Annotated in this window: 16 protein-coding genes and 2 pseudogenes; 4 read left to right on the top strand and 14 right to left on the bottom strand. The window is 53.5% G+C overall.

Annotated features, from left to right (window positions below; genetic code table 11):
- Nucleotides 1–11: 11 nt before the first annotated feature.
- From lolE to lolC, 3 genes are read right to left on the bottom strand one after another with little or no spacing between them, the layout of a single operon-like run.
- Entirely contained in the window at nucleotides 12–1256 is a 1245-nt protein-coding gene (lolE, locus tag AAYN39_RS11300; protein ID WP_000168092.1) for a lipoprotein-releasing ABC transporter permease subunit LolE, read from the bottom strand.
- A complete protein-coding gene (gene lolD / locus AAYN39_RS11295; RefSeq protein WP_001033714.1) occupies nucleotides 1256–1957 on the bottom strand; it encodes a lipoprotein-releasing ABC transporter ATP-binding protein LolD in 702 nt (233 codons plus the stop codon). The genes lolE and lolD overlap by 1 nt, the downstream gene beginning before the upstream one ends.
- A complete protein-coding gene (lolC, locus tag AAYN39_RS11290) occupies nucleotides 1950–3149 on the bottom strand; it encodes a lipoprotein-releasing ABC transporter permease subunit LolC (protein WP_001518787.1) in 1200 nt (399 codons plus the stop codon). Before lolC ends, lolD begins: the two co-directional genes overlap by 8 nt.
- 337 nt (nucleotides 3150–3486) lie before the next feature.
- Between lolC and mfd the strand changes: the two genes are divergently transcribed.
- Together mfd and AAYN39_RS11280 are read left to right on the top strand one after the other, a co-directional pair.
- Nucleotides 3487–6933, top strand: coding sequence for a transcription-repair coupling factor (gene mfd / locus AAYN39_RS11285; RefSeq protein WP_001114340.1), 3447 nt, complete (start codon nucleotides 3487–3489; stop codon nucleotides 6931–6933).
- 147 nt (nucleotides 6934–7080) lie between these two features.
- Nucleotides 7081–7863: pseudogene (locus tag AAYN39_RS11280) on the top strand (L,D-transpeptidase family protein); the annotation flags it as partial.
- A gap of 105 nt (nucleotides 7864–7968) precedes the next feature.
- On the opposite strand, the gene bhsA reads toward AAYN39_RS11280, so the two are convergent.
- Nucleotides 7969–8226, bottom strand: coding sequence for a multiple stress resistance protein BhsA (gene bhsA / locus AAYN39_RS11275; protein ID WP_000800134.1), 258 nt, complete (start codon nucleotides 8224–8226; stop codon nucleotides 7969–7971).
- Nucleotides 8227–8467: 241 nt separating this feature from the next.
- Between bhsA and comR the strand changes: the two genes are divergently transcribed.
- Nucleotides 8468–9103, top strand: a complete 636-nt coding sequence (comR, locus tag AAYN39_RS11270; RefSeq protein WP_000205980.1) for a TetR family copper-responsive transcriptional repressor ComR — start codon at nucleotides 8468–8470, stop codon at nucleotides 9101–9103.
- Nucleotides 9104–9176: 73 nt separating this feature from the next.
- Here the strand turns inward: comR and AAYN39_RS11265 are convergent, their stop codons facing one another.
- The 8 genes from AAYN39_RS11265 to hinT form a co-directional block, all read right to left on the bottom strand.
- Nucleotides 9177–9716, bottom strand: coding sequence for a glycine zipper 2TM domain-containing protein (locus tag AAYN39_RS11265; RefSeq protein WP_001043449.1), 540 nt, complete (start codon nucleotides 9714–9716; stop codon nucleotides 9177–9179).
- A gap of 176 nt (nucleotides 9717–9892) precedes the next feature.
- Nucleotides 9893–11197 carry an NADH-quinone dehydrogenase gene (gene ndh, locus AAYN39_RS11260; protein ID WP_000211053.1) on the bottom strand — a complete coding sequence of 435 codons (1305 nt, stop codon included), beginning with the start codon at nucleotides 11195–11197 and terminating at the stop codon, nucleotides 9893–9895.
- Nucleotides 11198–11451: 254 nt separating this feature from the next.
- Entirely contained in the window at nucleotides 11452–11994 is a 543-nt protein-coding gene (gene ycfP / locus AAYN39_RS11255; protein ID WP_000587943.1) for an alpha/beta hydrolase YcfP, read from the bottom strand.
- 24 nt (nucleotides 11995–12018) lie between these two features.
- On the bottom strand, nucleotides 12019–13044 hold the full coding sequence (nagZ, locus tag AAYN39_RS11250; RefSeq protein ID WP_000529339.1) for a beta-N-acetylhexosaminidase: 1026 nt from the start codon (nucleotides 13042–13044) through the stop codon (nucleotides 12019–12021).
- Between the two features lie 10 nt (nucleotides 13045–13054).
- Complete coding sequence (gene thiK / locus AAYN39_RS11245) at nucleotides 13055–13879, bottom strand: thiamine kinase (protein WP_001257320.1); 825 nt, start codon at nucleotides 13877–13879, stop codon at nucleotides 13055–13057.
- Nucleotides 13860–14498 carry a penicillin-binding protein activator LpoB gene (gene lpoB / locus AAYN39_RS11240; RefSeq protein ID WP_000164360.1) on the bottom strand — a complete coding sequence of 213 codons (639 nt, stop codon included), beginning with the start codon at nucleotides 14496–14498 and terminating at the stop codon, nucleotides 13860–13862. The genes thiK and lpoB overlap by 20 nt, the downstream gene beginning before the upstream one ends.
- Before the next feature lie 13 nt (nucleotides 14499–14511).
- Nucleotides 14512–14886, bottom strand: a complete 375-nt coding sequence (locus tag AAYN39_RS11235) for a YcfL family protein (protein WP_000589560.1) — start codon at nucleotides 14884–14886, stop codon at nucleotides 14512–14514.
- A 2-nt stretch (nucleotides 14887–14888) separates the two neighbouring features.
- Nucleotides 14889–15248, bottom strand: coding sequence for a purine nucleoside phosphoramidase (gene hinT / locus AAYN39_RS11230; RefSeq protein ID WP_001532068.1), 360 nt, complete (start codon nucleotides 15246–15248; stop codon nucleotides 14889–14891).
- Between the two features lie 341 nt (nucleotides 15249–15589).
- On the opposite strand from hinT, the pseudogene fhuE reads away from it, so the two are divergent.
- Nucleotides 15590–17765, top strand: a pseudogene (gene fhuE / locus AAYN39_RS11225) (ferric-rhodotorulic acid/ferric-coprogen receptor FhuE).
- Nucleotides 17766–17849: 84 nt separating this feature from the next.
- Here the strand turns inward: fhuE and ptsG are convergent.
- Both ptsG and AAYN39_RS11215 read right to left on the bottom strand, forming a co-directional pair.
- On the bottom strand, nucleotides 17850–19283 hold the full coding sequence (gene ptsG / locus AAYN39_RS11220) for a PTS glucose transporter subunit IIBC (protein WP_050189068.1): 1434 nt from the start codon (nucleotides 19281–19283) through the stop codon (nucleotides 17850–17852).
- 294 nt (nucleotides 19284–19577) lie between these two features.
- The gene (locus tag AAYN39_RS11215) at nucleotides 19578–20375 is read right to left on the bottom strand and encodes a metal-dependent hydrolase (RefSeq protein ID WP_000480274.1); all 798 of its coding nucleotides are present in this window, start codon (nucleotides 20373–20375) and stop codon (nucleotides 19578–19580) included.
- Nucleotides 20376–20383: the final 8 nt, after the last annotated feature.

The following is a 20383-nucleotide window of genomic DNA, read 5'->3' as shown; positions in this document are numbered from 1 at the left end:
ATATTCCGCGATTACTGGCCGCTCAATACTCGCGCAGGGTCAATGTTGCTCGCCCGCCGCGCCGGATACCAGCTCGCCAGTAAGCTTAACAACAACGCCGTGACCAGTACGTAAACAACGTCCAGCCAATGTAATTCGGATGGCAGGAAGTCGATAAAATAGATATCGCCGGACAAAAACTGATGCCCGATCTCCTTTTCAATCCCATTAATAATGGCGGTAAGCTGAAGCGAAACGACAACGCCGATCGCCACGCCAATCAAGCTGCCCAGCAAGCCCGCCAGTAGTCCGTACCAGACGAAAATGGCACGAATCAAACCATCTTTCGCCCCCAGCGTTCTTAATACCGCAATGTCGCCGCTTTTGTCTTTTACCGCCATCACTAAGGTGGAAACGATATTAAAACAGGCCACGCCGATCACCAGAATCATCGCCAGATACATAATGGCGCGAATCATCTGGATATCGCGATACATATAGCCGTAGGTGCCGATCCAGCTCTTAATGTAGACATAGCTGTTAGTCACTTCACCCGCATCACGCACCAGTTTGTTCGCATTAAACACGTCGTGGACTTTAAGCGCGATACCGGAAACGCTGGACCCCATATCCAGATACTGCTGCGCATCCTCAAGCGGGATCATGGCGAAGCTGTGATCGAGCTGGCCGCTCAGTTGCAGAATCCCGATGACATGCAAACGCACGCGTTTGGGCTGGAGCAGCTTATGGTCGGCATTCGCATTGGGGATCATGATGGACACCCAGTCGCCCTGTTTCACGTTCAGCGCATCGGCGACGCCTTTACCGATAATGATCTGCTGCTCGCCCGCTTTGAAATGATCCCAGGCGTGATTTTGCACAAATGACGGTAACGCGCTAAGCTGCTGCTCTTGCTTAGGATCGACGCCTTTAACCTGAATGGCGCGCAAATTCGCCCCGCTCTCTACCAGGCCGGTAAAATTGATATACGGCGCGGCGGCGGCAATGCCCGGCACCTTCTGCACTTTTGCCAGCGCTTCACGCCAGTTGGTCCACGGCTGATTGACCGCTTCAATCTCCCCGTGTGGAACCACCGCCAGAATACGGTTATTCAACTCGCGTTCGAAACCGTTCATCGCGCTTAAACCGACAATCAACACCGCCACGCCCAGCGCGATACCGATGGTAGAAATGACGGAAATGAGCGAAACCATACCGCCGCGCCGCCGTCCACGGCTGAAACGCAAGCCAATTAACAATGATAAAGGCGACGCCATTACTCAGCCCCCATCAGGCTCAGTTCCGCTGTCAGGCGGCCATCGCGCATCTCAAGCTGGCGGCTCATACGTTTCGCCAGTTGCAAATCGTGAGTCACCACCAGAAACGCGGTTCCCTGCAGACGATTTAACTCGCCCAGAAGCTCAAAAATACTGTCGGCATTACGCGCATCCAGATTACCGGTCGGCTCATCCGCCAGTACCAGACGCGGGTTATTCACCAACGCGCGCGCTATCGCGACACGCTGGCGCTCACCGCCGGAAAGTTCCGAAGGTCGATGGGTTGCGCGATGCTCCAGCCCTACAGCATGCAACATTTCTCGCGCCCGAGCGTCAATCTCCGCCGGTTTCTTTTTGCCAATCAATAATGGCATCGCCACGTTTTCCAGCGCCGTAAAATCCGGCAGGAGATGATGAAACTGATAGATAAACCCCAGTTTCTGGTTACGTAATTCCGCTTTTGCCGCAGAAGAGAGTTTGCTCATCGGCTGGCCGCTAAAAATCACATCGCCAGAGGTAGGCGTATCCAGCCCGCCTAACAGATGCAGCAACGTACTTTTACCCGAACCGGAACTGCCGACGATCGCCATCATTTCGCCTTCGCCGATACTGAAGCTGACATCGTGCAACACGTCGGTTTGTACGGTGCCTTCCTGATAGCGTTTGCACAGGTTGTCGCATTGCAACAGGATCTTATTCATAACGTAAAGCCTCAGCGGGTTGAGTGGCGGCAGCGCGCCAGGAAGGATAAAGCGTAGAAAGCAGCGCGATGGCCATTGCCACCAGCGCGATAACGATCACCTGTAACGGCTCTATCGCCACGGGCAACGCAGCGCCATCCAGAAACGCGCCGATGATCGGCATCAGGTTATTCAGTTGGCTGGCAAGCAATGCGCCCAGCGCGGCGCCCAACAGCGCGCCGATAATCCCGGCGCTGGCGCCCTGCACCATAAAGACCATCATAATTTGTCGCGGCGTCAGCCCTTGAGTTTGTAAAATCGCCACTTCGCCCTGCTTCTCCATGACCATCAGACCCAACGAAGTAATAATGTTAAAAGCCGCGACCGCCACGATGAGGCTCAGCAACAATCCCATCATGTTCTTTTCCATGCGCACAGCCTGGAACAACTCGCCTTTACGTTCGCGCCAGTCCTGCCACTTCGTGCCTTGCGGCAGCGTCTGTTGGCTGAGAGTATCGACTTGCAGCGGTTCATCCAGCCACAGACGCCAGCCGGTAATATTGCCTGCCGGATAGCGCATTAAACGCGACGCGTCCTGAATATTGACCAGCATTTCATAGCCATCGACCTCGCTATTGGCGGCAAATGTGCCAATCACCGTAAACAGACGCTGGCTGGGCAGGCGTCCCATTGGCGTAAACTGGCTGGCAGATGGCACCATTAGCCGAATCTGATCGCCGCGGTTGACCCCTAACTGTCCGGCGAGCTGCTCGCCGAGGATGACATTATACTTACCCGGCTGTAATTCGCTTTGCTTCACATTGACCAGATACGGCGTTAACGGATCTTTTTGCGCCGGATCGATACCCAACATCACGCCAACCGCAACGCTACGCGCGCTTTGCAGTACGACATCGCCCGTCGTCAGCGGCGCAATACGGTTAACGCCTTGCAGATTCACCGCTTTTTCCGGCATCTGATTCGGGTTAAGAGAACCATGTTCAGCAGAGAGGATGGCCTGAGGCATCAAACCAAGAATGTTATTTTGCAGTTCGCGCTCAAAACCGTTCATCACCGACAATACCGTGACCAGCGCCATCACCCCCAGGGTAATGCCGATAGTGGAAAGCCAGGAAACGAAGCGACCGAAGCGATCTGCTGCACGCCCGCGCATGTAACGCAGGCCGATGAATAAAGCGACAGGTTGATACATGTAATCCGTCTGGTTGCTGTTAGCAAAGTCCCGAGTATATAAGCGAAAGCGGAATGCGTAAATGTCTGAACCGTAAGAGTTCGTCAGCGTTATTCTGAAAAAGGCCGACAAATCAAGTCACTTACATGTTCATACTTTACCTGTTCGGCGTGTTATCCGGCGGATTCAATTTGCTAATAAACAACGATCGCGGATAATAAAGAACATTGCTTATCAGTCATATGCCCCTGAATACCTGAGTCCTTCATGCTGTCCTGGCGCGCAGCCAACCATGAAGCAGCCTGAAGGGTGACGCGTAGAGTGCGGCGTAAAACAAAAAGAGATACTGACAACCGTTATGCCTGAAAAACAACGTTACACGCTGCCGACAAAAGCGGGCGATCAGCGCCAGTTGGGCGAACTTACCGGTGCCGCCTGCGCTACGCTGGTGGCGGAGATAGCTGAACGCCATGCCGGTCCGGTGGTACTCATAGCGCCTGACATGCAAAATGCTCTGCGATTGCATGATGAAATCCGCCAGTTTACCGATCAGATGGTCATGAACCTGGCGGACTGGGAAACGCTACCGTATGACAGCTTCTCCCCGCATCAGGAAATTATCTCTTCGCGCCTGTCCACGCTCTACCAGTTGCCGTCAATGCAGCGCGGCGTCTTGATTGTACCGGTAAACACCCTGATGCAGCGCGTTTGTCAGCATAGCTATCTGCATGGTCATGCGCTGGTGATGAAAAAAGGCCAGCGGCTGTCCCGCGACGCTCTGCGCGCGCAGCTTGACAGCGCCGGTTATCGGCATGTCGATCAGGTGATGGAGCATGGCGAATACGCGACGCGCGGCGCGCTGTTGGATCTCTTTCCGATGGGCAGCGAACAGCCTTATCGCCTCGACTTTTTTGATGATGAAATTGACAGCCTGCGTCTGTTTGACGCGGATACCCAGCGTACGCTGGAGGAGGTTGAGGCCATCAATTTGTTGCCCGCGCACGAATTTCCTACCGACAAAGCCGCTATTGAGCTTTTCCGTAGCCAGTGGCGCGATACCTTTGAGGTAAAACGCGACGCCGAGCACATCTATCAGCAGGTTAGCAAAGGCACTCTGCCCGCCGGGATCGAATACTGGCAGCCGCTCTTTTTCAGCGAACCGTTACCGCCATTATTTAGCTATTTCCCCGCCAATACTCTGGTGGTGAATACCGGCTCGCTGGAAACCAGCGCCGAACGCTTTCAGGCCGATACGCTGGCGCGTTTTGAAAATCGTGGCGTCGATCCTATGCGCCCGCTTTTGCCGCCGGAAGCCCTCTGGCTACGGGTGGATGGGCTCTTTTCCGAGCTTAAACGCTGGCCTCGCCTCCAGCTTAAAACCGACCATCTGCCGGAAAAAGCCGCCAATACCAATCTCGGTTTCCAGAAATTACCGGATTTGGCTATCCAGGCACAGCAGAAAGCGCCGCTGGACGCGCTGCGTAAGTTCCTCGAATCTTTCAGCGGTCCGGTGATTTTTTCGGTGGAAAGCGAAGGACGCCGCGAAGCTCTGGGAGAGCTCCTGGCTCGCATAAAAATCGCGCCGAAGCGAATATTACGCCTGGACGAGGCGCAGGATGCGGGACGCTATCTGATGATTGGCGCCGCAGAACATGGCTTTATCGACACCCAACGCAATCTGGCGCTGATTTGTGAAAGCGATCTTTTGGGTGAGCGGGTGGCGCGTCGCCGCCTGGATTCCCGCCGCACGATCAACCCGGATACGTTGATTCGTAACCTGGCGGAGCTCCACGTCGGTCAACCGGTAGTGCATCTGGAGCACGGCGTCGGACGCTATGCCGGCATGACCACTCTGGAGGCTGGCGGCATCAAGGGTGAATATCTGATGCTCACTTACGCCAATGACGCCAAACTGTATGTGCCGGTCTCCTCATTGCATCTGATTAGCCGCTATGCCGGCGGCGCGGAAGAAAGTGCGCCGCTGCATAAACTGGGCGGCGACGCCTGGTCGCGCGCCCGGCAGAAAGCGGCGGAAAAAGTGCGCGATGTCGCAGCGGAACTGTTGGATATTTATGCGCAACGAGCGGCAAAAGAGGGTTTTGCCTTTAAGCATGATCGTGAGCAGTATCAGTTATTCTGCGACAGCTTCCCGTTTGAAACGACGCCCGATCAGGCACAGGCGATTAACGCCGTATTGAGCGATATGTGCCAACCGCTGGCGATGGACAGGCTGGTGTGCGGCGACGTCGGCTTCGGCAAAACCGAAGTGGCGATGCGCGCCGCGTTCCTGGCGGTGGAAAACCATAAACAGGTGGCGGTACTGGTGCCGACTACGCTGCTGGCGCAGCAACACTATGACAACTTCCGCGACCGTTTCGCCAACTGGCCGGTACGCATTGAGATGCTGTCCCGCTTTCGCAGCGCCAAAGAGCAGACGCAAATCCTGGCGGAAGCCGCCGAAGGTAAGATCGATATTCTGATCGGTACGCATAAACTGCTACAAAGCGATGTGAAGCTACGCGACCTCGGCCTGCTGATTGTCGATGAAGAGCACCGTTTCGGCGTGCGCCACAAAGAGCGAATTAAGGCGATGCGCGCCGATGTCGATATTCTGACGCTCACGGCGACGCCGATCCCGCGGACGCTGAATATGGCGATGAGCGGTATGCGCGATCTCTCCATTATCGCCACTCCCCCTGCCCGTCGTCTGGCGGTAAAAACCTTTGTCCGCGAGTATGATAGCCTGGTGGTAAGGGAAGCGATTCTGCGTGAAATCCTGCGCGGCGGTCAGGTTTACTATTTGTACAATGACGTCGAAAATATTCAGAAAGCCGCAGAGCGGCTGGCGGAACTGGTGCCGGAAGCGCGAATCGCTATAGGCCACGGGCAGATGCGCGAACGTGAGCTGGAACGGGTCATGAACGATTTCCACCATCAACGTTTTAACGTGCTGGTGTGTACTACCATTATCGAAACGGGGATCGACATTCCCACCGCTAACACGATCATCATTGAACGCGCGGATCATTTCGGCCTCGCGCAGTTGCACCAGCTGCGTGGCCGCGTAGGGCGCTCGCACCACCAGGCCTACGCCTGGCTGTTGACGCCACATCCTAAGGCCATGACCGCCGATGCGCAAAAACGGCTGGAGGCGATTGCGTCGCTGGAGGATTTAGGCGCCGGGTTTGCGCTGGCGACCCACGATCTGGAGATCCGCGGCGCGGGCGAGCTGCTTGGCGAAGAGCAAAGCGGCTCAATGGAAACCATTGGCTTCTCACTCTACATGGAATTGCTGGAAAACGCCGTTGATGCGCTGAAAGCAGGCCGCGAACCCTCGCTGGAAGATCTCACCAGTCAGCAAACGGAAGTCGAGCTGCGAATGCCGTCGTTACTGCCGGATGATTTTATTCCGGATGTTAATACCCGGCTGTCATTCTATAAACGCATTGCCAGCGCGAAGAACGAAAACGAGCTGGAAGAGATCAAAGTGGAATTGATCGACCGCTTCGGCCTGCTGCCCGATCCGGCGCGTAATCTGCTGGATATCGCCCGCCTGCGCCAACAGGCGCAAAAGCTCGGCATCCGAAAACTGGAGGGTAACGAGAAAGGTGGAACGATTGAGTTCGCCGAGAAAAACCACGTTGACCCCGCCTGGCTTATCGGGTTACTGCAAAAACAGCCGCAGCATTTCCGTCTGGATGGCCCGACGCGCCTCAAGTTTATTCAGGATTTAAGCGAACGTAAAACGCGTATAGACTGGGTACGCCAGTTCATGCAGCAACTGGAAGAAAACGCTATTGCATAAGCGTCAGGCCGGGCGTCATTACTCTGCGCCCGGCCTAATCTTTACAAATTCTTTGCACTTCCCTGCAGTTCCAGACACAGCCAACCGCCATAATTCTTATTTCCTCTTTTATAAAAATAACCACATAATAATCATGGGCTTATTATAATGTTCAACAATACGCGACTCTCTCGCTGGTGGGCGTTGCTTGCGCTTACCGCGACCATCATGCTTGCCCTTCCCGCGCAGGCGAATACGTGGCCTCTTCCGCCCCCCGGCAGTCGACTGGTGGGAGAAAATAAATTCCATGTCGTTGAAGACGACGGCGGCTCGCTGGAGGCGATCGCCAAAAAATATAACGTGGGCTTTTTAGCCCTGTTACAGGCCAACCCCGGCATTGATCCTTACGTGCCACGCGCAGGCAGCGTGCTGACGATTCCGCTGCAAACGCTGCTACCGGACGCGCCACGTGAAGGTATCGTCATTAACCTCGCTGAATTACGGCTTTACTATTATCAACCGGGGAAAAATACGGTCACGGTCTACCCTATCGGCATTGGCCAACTGGGCGGCGATACCCTGACGCCAACGATGGTGACGACCATTTCGGATAAACGCGCCAATCCAACCTGGACGCCGACCACCAATATTCGCGCCCGTTATAAAGCGCAAGGCATCGATCTCCCCGCCGTGGTGCCTGCCGGTCCCGATAACCCAATGGGGCATCACGCGATTCGTTTAGCGGCCTACGGCGGCGTCTATCTGTTACATGGCACGAATGCCGGTTTTGGCATTGGTATGCGCGTCAGTTCCGGCTGTATCCGTCTGCGCGACGGTGATATAGAGACATTGTTCCGTCAAGTCACGCCGGGAACCAAAGTGAATATTATCAATACGCCGATTAAAGCCTCGGTGGAGCCAGGCGGCGTGCGACTGGTGGAAGTTCATCAGTCGCTGTAAGCGTGAATAGCTGACTGACAAAAAAGCCTCGCGATGCATCGCGAGGCTTTCTCTTTTTATTGTGGCAATCGCAGCGGCATTAATGAGGGTTAATGCTTACTTATAGATTACCGCCGTACCGTGGAGGGTATTCGGGCCGGTAACAGAGGTAATACGGAAAGACTTCGCCCCCATTTCCTGCGCTTTTTGCGCCAGCTGATCTTCCAGCGAGCCCAGATTCGTGCCGCCATTCGCGGAAATGGTGCCGAACTTCTGTTGACCTTCTGGCGTTGCCTGAACTTCAACGGCGGCGAAGCTGGCGAATGAGAGCGAACTCAGTACCGCAGCAGCGATGAGGTTTTTTACGTTTTTCATAGTGATGACCTTTAGCAGATGAATGGGTGTCGCAAGCATTAACTTAACGATCGATAAATTAATCATAGATGTGATCTACATCACACGTCAACCTCTTTTTATAATGATCGTTATATAATTTATAAAGATGTTATTTTTCATGTGAATAGAATTGATTTATTTTTCTAATGAATACTCTGGAGCCAGAAGTGGTTTGTTTTTATAATAGAGAGACCGCTCTTTAAACAGGTACAACGGCATCATGACAACGGATACCACGAGTTGCGCGAAGAAAAGCCGTGGCCGACCAAAAGTGTTCGACAGGGAAGCCGCGCTTGATAAGGCCATGACTCTCTTCTGGCAGCACGGCTATGAAGCAACTTCGCTTGCCGATCTCGTAGAGGCTACCGGGGCGAAAGCGCCTACTCTCTATGCGGAATTCACTAACAAAGAAGGATTATTTCGCGCTGTCCTGGATCGCTACATCACTCGCTTTGCCTCAAAACACGAAGCCCAGCTCTTTTGTGAAGAGAAAAGCGTAGAATCGGCGCTGGAAGATTACTTCACAGAAATTGCCGCCTGCTTTACCAGTACAGACACGCCGGCTGGCTGCTTTATGATTAATACGTCCGCCACCCTGGCCGCCTCCTCGCGCGATATCGCCCGCACGGTAAAATCACGCCACGCCATGCAGGAACAGACGCTCATCCAGTTTCTGCGCCAACATCAGGAGCGCGGTGAAATTCCGGCGCACTGTAACCCGCAGGCGCTCGCGGAATATATAAACTGTATTTTACAGGGAATGTCGATCAGCGCCCGTGAAGGTGCCACCTTCGAACAACTGATGCAAATTACGCGTACGACTCTGCGCATCTGGCCTGAACTGCTCAAGTCCTGAACGACGCGGCTTCGGATAAAAAAAGCCCCTCAGCCTGAGCGAATGAGGGGCTAACTTGCAGAGTACAGCTTTTTTATGCTTTGTTATTCAGAACCAGTTGACCATTGCCGTCGAGGGGAATTTGCGTTCCGGGGTCTTTATCCATGCGGATTTTGCCCTGCTGATCGCCAATTTTGTAGGTCACGTCGTAGCCAAGCATCTTTTCAGATTTGTCATACACCGTCTTACAGCGTTGCTGCGTGGTAGTGTAGGTATCACTCTCCTGCATTGATCCCTGGATTTGATTGCCAGCATAACCGCCGCCCAGCGCCCCGACGACCGTCGCCACATCTTTACCACGACCGCCGCCAAATTGATGTCCAATCACGCCGCCTGCTACTGCGCCAAGCACCGAGCCGGCAATACGGTTTTCGTCCTGAACCGGTCTACGATGCGTGACCGTGACATTACGGCACTCCTGACGCGGCGTTTTTACCGTCTCTTTAATCGGTTTAGCCGATATCACCTGCGCATACTGCGGACCACGATCAAATACGTTGAGACTGGCCACTGCCGCCACACCCAGCGCAGCCGCTACGCCAATCCCTATACCCGCCAACATTGATTTATTCACGGGAGTTCCTCCTTCGTTGCTATTGGTAACAATTTTGCAACCAGTATGCGAACAAAGCCAATCGGAATGAGGATGAAAAATGCGGGATGAGGCGGTAAAGCTGAAGGATTCGGACAACTCCGAAGCAAGTGATGGAGAAGCGCTCACCGGCGAGCAGCCGGTGAGGCGCAGAAAAATTAATGCAGTTTCAGGCGCGGACGAATGACGCGGTTAATACTGCCCACCAGCATCATCAGGCCGGTTTTAAAGTATCCATGCAGCGCTATCTGGTGCATACGGTATAGCGAGATATACACGAAGCGGGCGATACGTCCTTCAATCATCATTGAACCGCGGGTCAGGTTCCCCATCAGACTACCCACGGTAGAGAAGTTGGACAGAGAGACCAGCGATCCATGATCTTTATACTGGTAAGCTTTCAGCGGCTTGCCATTCATCTGCGCCAGAATGTTATTCATCGCGCAGGTAGCCATCTGATGCGCCGCCTGAGCGCGAGGCGGCACAAAACCTCCCTCCGGACGTGCGCAGGAAGCGCAGTCGCCAATCGCATAAATATCAGGATCACGCGTGGTTTGCAGCGTCGGTTCCACCACCAGTTGGTTAATGCGGTTCGTTTCCAGACCACCAATTTCTTTCATAAAATCTGGCGCTTTGATACCCGCCGCCCACACCATCAGATCGGCCTGAATATATTCACCTTCTTTCGTATGCAGACCGCCTTCGTCGGCGCTGGTGACCATAGTTTGCGTCAGTACGCGAACGCCCAGTTTGGTCAGTTCATTATGCGCGGCGCTGGAGATACGCGGCGGCAACGCAGGCAGAATACGCTCGCCAGCCTCAACCAACGTCACGTTCAACGCGTCGTTGGTCAGCCCCTTATAACCATAGCTATGCAGCTGTTTTACCGCATTATGCAGTTCAGCCGACAGCTCAACCCCCGTCGCACCGCCGCCAACGATGGCGATATTGACCTTACCGTTCGCGCCCAGGTTAGCCGAATACTTGAGGAACAGGTTCAGCATCTCCTGGTGAAAACGGCGCGCCTGATGCGGGTTATCGAGGAAGATACAGTGCTCTTTCACGCCCGGCGTGTTGAAATCATTAGAGGTGCTGCCCAGCGCCATCACCAGCGTGTCATACGCGATTTTGCGCTCCGGCACCAGCAGTTCGCCCTTTTCATCACGCAACTCGGCAATGGTGATGGTCTTCGCTTCGCGATCGATATCCATCACCGACCCCAGCTGGAACTGGAAACCATGATTACGCGCATGAGCCAGATAGCTCAGCGCATCCACGCCTTCGTCCAGAGAGCCAGTCGCCACTTCGTGCAGCAATGGTTTCCACAGATGGCTGTGATTTCTGTCTACCAGCGTGATTTTCGCTTTTTTCTTGCGCCCCAGTTTATGGCCTAACTGCGTCGCCATTTCCAGCCCGCCAGCGCCGCCGCCGACAATCACGATCTTTTTTAATGGTGTAGTCAACGTGACCCCCTTAAATTTATTAACCAATTGTTAATTAAAAGTTATTAGTATAGCCTTTAATTAACAACAAGTTACGTTAATGAGAATAAGCTTCTGATATGAGAATAGCATGAACGGTGCATTGGTCATACCAAAATTGATGTGCATCAAGTTTTCATGCTGAAAAGATAGACAGTTTGCGAGAATTGAGCATAAAAAAACCAGCCGCAAGGCTGGTTATCCGGTCACTGATAACGCCATATTGCCGGATGGCGTTACCCCAGCGTTTTAAACGCTTTGATACGTTGCAAGTGCGGCGAAATATTTTTGAATTTGTGAGTCTGTTCCTCATCCCACACAATTTCATAAAACGGGTGAAGCGCTTGCGCTGAGCGTTGGCTGTCCAGCGCTTCGTCATGACGCGAGAGGATCACCAGACAACGATCGCGATTTTTTTCGCGAAAGTTGGTCACGCACTTTGTAGCGATGTCCGCATATTCTTCCGGGCGATCGATTTTCCCCTCCATGTTTTCATAGGGGAACAGGTTCGGGTTAAAAACCACCTGACGGATATCGCACAAAAAGCCAATCCGCTCCGCCCAGTAACCGCCCAGCCCTACGCCACAGATTAAAGGGCGCTCGTCCACATTCAACTGCAACATTTTGTCCACTTCTTTCAGCAGATGCTGCATATCGTGCTTAGGATGCCGCGTACTGTAGCTTACCAGCCGAACATCCGGGTCGATAAATTGTAATTGCAACACTTTTTCATGGTTACCCGGACTATTTGAATCAAAACCGTGTAAATAAATAATCATCTGGCACCCTCACGAAAACTCGAGTTAATGACCTGCTTTTTCTTCCTGCCAGCGTTCATGTAACTGGTTGAGCTGGGCGCTGGCTGTTTTCCAGCGTGCTGAGTCCATGAGCTCCCGGCGTGAAAATGAACCTTTATGATACAAACGTGTAACACGTTCTGCTTTGATCGGCGACAGATTATCCAGCACGCTGACTGCGCCTTTACGATTATTGCAGACCAGAATCATATCGCAACCCGCATCCAGCGACGCCTGAGCGCGCTCAGCATAGCTGCCCATAATCGCCGCGCCCTCCATAGACAGATCGTCGGAGAAAATGACGCCGTCAAAGCCTAGCTCCTGACGCAGCACCGTTTTCAGCCAGTACGGCGAACCGCTTGCCGGACGCGGATCGATAGCGCGGTAGATCACGTGGGCAGGCATAATCGCATCCAGTTTATTCTCACTAATCAGCGCGCGGAACACCGACATATCTTTGCCACGGATGTCCGTTTCAGGACGTGGATCGCACGGCGTCTCTTTGTGGGAGTCCGCCGTGACCGCGCCGTGGCCGGGGAAATGCTTACCGGTCGTTTTCATCCCGGCGTCATGCATGCCGTCAATAAAGCGTGTTGCCATTGCCAACGCTTTTGCGGGATCGGCATGATAAGAACGCTCGCCAATTGCCGCGCTGATATGCCCAACGTCCAGCACTGGCGCAAAACTGATATCAATATCCATCGCGATCATTTCGCTGGCCATCAGCCACCCTGCCTCCTGCGCCAGTCGCCCCCCCTCTTCCAGCCCATGCAGCGCAAAAAAAGATTGCGCCGCGGGCAGGCGGGTAAACCCTTCACGGAAACGCTGTACGCGCCCGCCTTCCTGATCGACGGCCACCACCAGATGGTTACGCGATGCCGCCCGAATCTGGCGCACTAATTCGCGCAGCTGTTCCGGGTCATGGTAATTACGCGTGAACAGAATAAGCCCGCCAACCAGCGGATGCGCCAGTATCTCGCGCTCCTCCGCATCCAGCTCACATCCTTCGACATTCAACATTACTGGGCCCACACTGCTCTCCTTATCCTTTCATACGTAGCTGGCGCCAGGTTTCATCGGCCAGCCTGATAAATTGTTGCTCGCCGGTTTGTCGCCAGCGGTATTCGAACCACCCTGCTTTTAGCATAATGACCCAGGGGTGCCATAATCGTATCTGTCGCCATAGCTGCCGGGCGTCGATTCGCGCGCGCGCGGCATAAGCGTCTGCCAGTTGTCGGTGCTGGCGTTCATCCTCAACCCATACTGCCGCCAGCTCCAACGCAATATCGCCGTCGCCGGCATACTCCCAGTCAATCAGTCTCAACCCGGCGGACGTTAATACTATATTGTCGCCATGGACATCCATATGCAAAGGCGCGAGCCGCAGCGGGCGAGGTTCACCGTTTTTTTGCAACTGTTTGAGCCGCCGCAACCAAAACGGCGTACGCCTTGCCGGATCGCAACACGACCAGTACTGCGCCAATAGTGGCGATAGCGCGATACGCCAGCCAAAACGCGGCTGTTGATGCAAATGATACAGTAAGGCCGCCAGTTCGTCGGCATCTGGCAGAGCGGAATTTACCACACCATGCAGATATTCTACCGCCATCCAGCCTGGCGTATAAAAAAGCGCTCGCGGCGCCAGACTGGCCGGCAATTGGGATAAGGCGCGGTGATGACGTAAAAAATGGGCTGGTGGAGCGTCGGGGTCGTGATGACGGCGCAGCACGATACGGTGAGTATCGTGAGCAATAATACAGCTCCCGCCGCTTAGCCCCTGCGATGCGGCGACGGCGGGACGATACTGGGGAAAATAGCGCGACAGGATCTCGTCGCGCGTTAAGGGATTATTGTTGTTGGACCGCACCTTTACCTGACCAGATTATCTCGCCAGTTTGCACCAGCATTAACTGCATCTGTAATGCAGGCGCGTTAACGTTACCGGATGCGCTGGAGTAAAGTACATATTGCGCCCCGACATTGCGCGCAATGCCAATAGCTTTACTGCGCGTTCCCAGACTATCCTGCGGAGACAACCCTAACTGCTGTTTTGCCATCGCGAGTTGCTGTACGGAGACCAGCGTAAATTTACCGTTGTTCGCCAGCGCATTACGTAACGTTTCCGTTGCCTCGTTCGCATTTAACGACCCATTCGTCCGGTTATTCACGCTGTCGACAAGCAATACGCTTCTGGCCGTCACGCCATCAGCCTGCAACATTTTGCTGACCAGCGGTTGCATCGCGCCGTTCCAGTCATAGTGGCGCACCTTAGGCGCTGGCTGGCCCGTTTGATCTTCATGTTCGATCGGCCCCGGTTGTTGTGGAATCGTTGGCACAGACGGCACAACAGGAGGCTGCGGCGGCTGCGCGGGTTGTTCTGGCGCTGGTTTTACCTCTTCAACTGGCGCAGGTTGACGTTGCGCCATACACCCGGAGAGAAATATCGCCAGCGCAGCAATGGCGGCGTAGCGATGCATTTTTGTCATCAAAATTCACTCCTCACAAATAAAGATAAAGCCTGACCTTATGCGCCCCCAGATAATTGGCGCTGCCAAATAGCGTTACCGACGAACGCGCGGGTATGGTTACGCTACGCGGCGCCTCCAGCGGATGCATCTCCAGCCCCCGCGCGTCATACCAGTAAAACCGATAATGAACGGTTATGGGCTCTTGCCTTTCGTTATAGACGCGGGAAGAAGCTGATGGCTGGATATCAGACGCCGTCAGTTCAGGCGGCTCTGCGGTGACACCCGCCGCCAGAACCGCGGACTCCATCACCAGCGACTGCGCGTCGCTTACCGGAATTTCAGGATGTGACCGGCAGCCGGTAAGCAGCAGCAAGCCCAGAGAAACCGCGATGCATCCTTTGATCATACTTACAAGCCTTTATGCGCCAGCATCGGGCCTAGCGGGCGGCCGCCCAGTAGGTGCATATGGATATGATAAACCTCCTGGCCCCCATGACGGTTGGTATTCATGATTAAACGATACCCATCTTCGGCAATGCCTTCTTGTTCAGCGATTTTCGCCGCCACGGTGATCATCCGACCTAACGCCTGTTCATGTTCCGCCGTCACGTCATTGACGGTTGGGATCAGGATATTGGGAATAATCAAGATATGCGTCGGCGCCTGCGGTGAAATATCACGAAAGGCGGTGACCAGCTCATCCTGATAAACGATATCCGAAGGGATTTCACGACGAATAATTTTGCTGAATATAGTTTCTTCTGCCACGACGTTTTCCTTTTTCATAATAGCCCTTGCAGCGCACATGCTACGCCGAGCCATACTGCGAGTATAGAGTATGAGCGAGTTACCGACGCTCTTTCAACTTTAACCCACGATTTATTAAGCGAAAAATGACTACATGCTGGACTTACCGCCATATCCCCCTGCCATGACGCCTTTGTACGCTTAAAAAATATTTCTAGTTTCCCTGGTTATACCGTTTTACACATTTAATACAAATGCGTATATTTCTCATTTGCATTTTTATACGCATTAACTAGCAAAGAATGAAAAGGTTCAACGTCATACGTCCTGAACTTACCCCAATAACAAGCAAGGATTTTCAGATGTCTTTCATTCAATACCGCCGGGACAAACACCTTCCGTCCACCGCCGCACCGTCGCTGTTAGCTATGGGTATGGCGATGGCATTTATGCCTGCCGCCTTCGCGGCTGAGGATACCGTTATTGTCGAAGGCGCGACGACCGCTGACGCCATAAACCGTGAAGAACAGGATTACAGCGTGAAAACGACCGCAGCGGGCACCAAAATGCCGATGACTCAGCGCGATATCCCGCAGTCGGTCAGTATTGTCAGCCAACAGCGTATGGAAGACCAGCAGTTGCAAACCCTGGGCGAGGTGATGACCAATACGCTGGGGATCAGCGGAAGCCAGGCTGACTCCGATCGCATCAGCTATTACTCGCGCGGGTTTGAAATTGACAACTATATGGTTGACGGTATTCCAACGTATTTTGAGTCCCGCTGGAATCTGGGCGATGCGCTAACGGATACCGCGCTGTATGAGCGCGTGGAGGTGGTTCGCGGCGCGAATGGGCTGATGACCGGAACCGGCAATCCTTCTGCCTCAATTAATATGATCCGTAAACACGCCACCAGTCGGGAGTTCAAAGGTAACGTCTCCACAGAATACGGTAGCTGGAATAAGCAGCGTTACGTCATGGATCTGCAAAGTCCGCTCACCGCAGACGGTAATGTCCGTGGGCGCATCGTGGCGGGTTATCAGAATAATGATTCCTGGCTGGACCGCTATAACAGTGAGAAAGCGTTCTTTTCCGGAATTATCGATGCCGATCTGGGTGCAACTACCAACCTTTCAGCCGGTTATGAATATCAAAAAATTGATGTCAACAGCCCGACCTGGGGCGGTCTGCCGCGCTGGAATACCGATGGCAGCAAAAATAGCTATGACCGCGCGCGTAGTACCGCCCCGGACTGGGCTTATAACAATAAAGAGATAAATAAATTCTTCGTCACGCTTAAGCAGCGTTTTGCCGAAAGCTGGCAGGCGACCCTGAATGCGACCCATACTGAGGGTCAAATTCGACAGTAAAATGATGTATATCGATGCTTTAGTGGATAAAGAGACAGGTACGCTGGTGAGTCCTTATGGCGCAAGCTACCCCGTGGTCGGCGGTACTGGCTGGAACAGCGGCAAGCGCAAAGTAGATGCCATAGATCTCTTTGCTGATGGCGCTTATGAGCTGTTTGGCCGTCAGCACAATATGATGTTTGGCGGCAGTTATAGTAAACAGAATAACCGCTATTTTAGCGCCTGGGCGAACGTCTTTCCGGACGACATTGGCAACTTCGGCGCCTTTAACGGTAATTTCCCCCAAACCCACTGGGCGCCACAAAATCTGGCGCAGGACGATACCACGCATATGAAATCGCTGTATGCCGCTACGTGCATTTCGCTGGCCGACCCGCTGCATCTGATTCTTGGCGCTCGTTATACCAACTGGCGTGTTGATACACTGACCTACAGCATGGAGAAAAACCATACCACGCCGTATGCCGGGCTGATTTATGATATCAACGACAACTGGTCCGCTTATGCCAGTTATACCTCTATCTTTCAGCCGCAGAATAAACGCGACAAAGCGGGTCAATATCTGGCTCCGATTACCGGTAATAACTATGAAGCGGGCCTGAAGTCCGACTGGATGAACAGCCGCCTCACCACTACGTTGTCCGTGTTCCGCATTGAGCAGGATAATGTCGCTCAAGCAACCACTATTCCCATCCCTGGCAGTAATGGGGAATTTGCCTGGAAGTCTACTGACGGAACGGTGAGCAAAGGCGTCGAATTTGAAGTGAACGGCGCAATTACCGATAACTGGCAGATGACTTTCGGGGCTACCCGGTATGTTGCCGAGGACAATGAAGGTAACGCCGTGAACCCTAATCTCCCGCGCACCAGCGTGAAGTTATTCACCCGCTATCGTCTGCCGGCGATACCGGAGCTGACGGTCGGCGGCGGCGTGAACTGGCAGAATCGGGTTTACAAAGATACCACGACGCCATACGGCACCTTCCGCGCCGAACAGGGCAGCTATGCGCTGGTCGATCTGTTTACCCGCTATCAGGTGACGAAAAATTTCTCCGTACAGGGAAACATCAACAACCTGTTCGATAAAACCTACGACACCAATATTGATAGTTCCATTGTTTACGGCGCGCCGCGTAACGTCAGCCTCACCGCCAACTATCAGTTCTGACAGACTGTCGGAGAGCGTCATGTAAAGCGCCATTAAAAAAGGCAGCCGAATGGCTGCCTTAATACTCCCCAACATCATTACTGCTTAGCTGTTACGGATGTACTCATCCATTTCCGTTTTCAGGTTATCGGATTTCGTACCGAAAATAGCCTGAACGCCGGAACCCGCGACGACAACGCCTGCCGCGCCCAGTTTCTTCAGGCCAGCCTGATCCACTTTCGCTACATCGGCTACGCTCACGCGCAGACGCGTGATACAGGCATCCAGGTTAGTGATGTTCTCTTTACCGCCAAACGCCGCAATCAAAGCCGGCGCCATTTCGCTGGTAGCGCCCGCTTTTGCGTCATCAGTAGAGTCTTCACGGCCCGGCGTTTTCAGATCCAGCGCTTTGATCAGCACGCGGAACACGGTGTAGTACACAATCGCATAACCGGCGCCAACAATCGGGAACAGCCACAATTTGCTGCTGTTACCGGACAGCACGATAAAGTCGATCAGACCGTGGGAGAACGACGTACCGTCACGCATCCCCAGCAGGATACAGATCGGGAATGCCAGACCTGCCAGAATCGCGTGAATAATGTACAGGATCGGCGCCACGAACATGAAGGAGAACTCGATAGGCTCGGTAATACCCGTCAAAAACGAGGTCAGCGCGGCGGAAATCATGATACCGCCCACTTTTGCGCGGTTTTCCGGTTTAGCAGAGTGCCAGATAGCAATGGCCGCAGCCGGCAGACCGTACATTTTGAACAGGAAGCCGCCAGACAACATACCCGCCGTCGGGTCGCCCGCCATATAGCGCGGAATGTCGCCGTGGAATACCTGACCCGCTGCGTTGGTGTATTCGCCGATCTGCATCTGGAAAGGAACGTTCCAGATATGATGCAGACCAAACGGCACCAGGCAACGCTCGATAAAACCGTAAATGCCAAACGCGACAACCGGGTTCTGATAAGCCGCCCACTGCGAGAACGCCTGGATAGCCGTACTGACTGGCGGCCATACGAAAGACAGCACCACACCGGTAAAAATAGCGGCCAGACCCGAAATGATCGGCACGAAGCGTTTGCCCGCAAAGAAGCCCAGATACTCAGGCAGTTTGATACGGTAGAAGCGGTTAAACATATACGCTGCGATCGCACCGGAGATAATCCCCCCGAGAACACCCGTATCAGCAAGGTGTTTAGCGGCGATCTCTTCAGCAGGTAAATGCAGAACCAGCGGCGCAACCACAGCCATGGTTTTCACCATGATGCCATACGCTACTACCGCCGCCAGAGCCGAAACGCCGTCGTTGTTGGTGAAGCCCAACGCCACGCCGATAGCGAAAATCAGCGGCATATTGGCAAAAACAGATCCGCCCGCTTCTGCCATAACGTGCGATACAACGGCTGGCAGCCAGCTGAAGTTAGCGGAACCGACACCCAGCAGGATACCTGCGATAGGGAGTACGGATACCGGCAGCATCAGCGATTTACCGGCCTTTTGCAGGTTAGTAAATGCATTCTTAAACATAATTGAGAGTGCTCCTGAGTATTTGTGCTTTTCTACGTTCTCACGCATTGGCGAGGGGGGAGAACCCCGCCGTGGACAGGACATCTAAGTGCCCTTTTATTTATTACACAGAGTAAAATAAATACGTCTGATTTTGTTTGACGGCTATCACGTTTCAGCGCCAGATAGCCTAAAAAGTATCACATTCTGCCAAAATGAGTTTTCGAATGTTTCCATAAGCTCGCTCACCGCCCCTTTTGTGGCGGTGAACTTTACGCGCTTTGCTTATTAATTACGAGCTTTAAAAAAACTCGTTTAACGGATTGATGACAGGCGAGACGCGTCAATATGGAACAGGCGAGCAAAGTTATCGGTGGTGATCTGCGCCAGTTCTTCAACGGCAACCCCTTTCAATACCGCCATATATTCTGCGACGTCGCGTACCATCGCAGGCTGGTTCTCTTTACCGCGATGCGGCACCGGCGCCAGATAAGGAGAATCGGTCTCGACTAATAACCGATCCAGCGGCACATAGCGCGCCGCATCACGCAACTGTTCAGCGTTACGGAACGTTACGATGCCGGAAAAAGAGATATAAAACCCCAGATCCAGCAATTTGCCGGCCGTTTCTCTGTCTTCTGTAAAACAGTGTAGTACGCCGCCGCAATCCGTCACTTTTTCTTCGCGCAGGATAGCCAGCGTATCGGCACGCGCGTCGCGAGTATGGACAATCACCGGTTTATGCAATTCGCGGCCAATCTGGATATGATGAATAAAAGACGCCTGCTGGCGGATTTTGGTCTCAGGCGTGTAAAAGTAATCAAGCCCGGTCTCGCCCATCGCCACCACATCGTCTTCTGCAGCAAGGAGGCGCAGTTCTTCTACGTCATATACTTCATCCTGATTTAACGGATGCACGCCGCAGGAAAAGACCACATTATCGCGCTTGCCCACCAGCTCGCGCATATGGCGATACCCCGGCAACGTCGTCGCCACCGCTAAACAGAACTTCACATCGCGCGCGGCGGCTTTCGCCAGCACATCGTCCACGTCCTTATGCAAAGATTGATAATCCAGACCATCAAGATGGCAGTGTGAGTCGACTAAAAACATAATGTCTC

The organism is Salmonella sp. K21076, from assembly GCF_039650795.1.
GTDB lineage: Bacteria > Pseudomonadota > Gammaproteobacteria > Enterobacterales > Enterobacteriaceae > Salmonella > Salmonella enterica.
The sequence above is the reverse complement of the archived record's forward strand: the minus strand, read 5'-3'. Positions and strand labels throughout refer to the sequence as shown.

Excerpts from the sequence above, each read along its gene's own strand:
- lolE (WP_000168092.1), bottom strand. The coding sequence starts at position 1,256 with ATGGCGTCGCCTTTATCATTGTTAATTGGCTTGCGTTTCAGCCGTGGA.
- lolD (WP_001033714.1), bottom strand. The coding sequence starts at position 1,957 with ATGAATAAGATCCTGTTGCAATGCGACAACCTGTGCAAACGCTATCAG.
- lolC (WP_001518787.1), bottom strand. The coding sequence starts at position 3,149 with ATGTATCAACCTGTCGCTTTATTCATCGGCCTGCGTTACATGCGCGGG.
- mfd (WP_001114340.1), top strand. The coding sequence starts at position 3,487 with ATGCCTGAAAAACAACGTTACACGCTGCCGACAAAAGCGGGCGATCAG.
- bhsA (WP_000800134.1), bottom strand. The coding sequence starts at position 8,226 with ATGAAAAACGTAAAAAACCTCATCGCTGCTGCGGTACTGAGTTCGCTC.
- comR (WP_000205980.1), top strand. The coding sequence starts at position 8,468 with ATGACAACGGATACCACGAGTTGCGCGAAGAAAAGCCGTGGCCGACCA.
- ycfP (WP_000587943.1), bottom strand. The coding sequence starts at position 11,994 with ATGATTATTTATTTACACGGTTTTGATTCAAATAGTCCGGGTAACCAT.
- lpoB (WP_000164360.1), bottom strand. The coding sequence starts at position 14,498 with ATGACAAAAATGCATCGCTACGCCGCCATTGCTGCGCTGGCGATATTT.
- AAYN39_RS11235 (WP_000589560.1), bottom strand. The coding sequence starts at position 14,886 with ATGATCAAAGGATGCATCGCGGTTTCTCTGGGCTTGCTGCTGCTTACC.
- ptsG (WP_050189068.1), bottom strand. The coding sequence starts at position 19,283 with ATGTTTAAGAATGCATTTACTAACCTGCAAAAGGCCGGTAAATCGCTG.
- AAYN39_RS11215 (WP_000480274.1), bottom strand. The coding sequence starts at position 20,375 with ATGTTTTTAGTCGACTCACACTGCCATCTTGATGGTCTGGATTATCAA.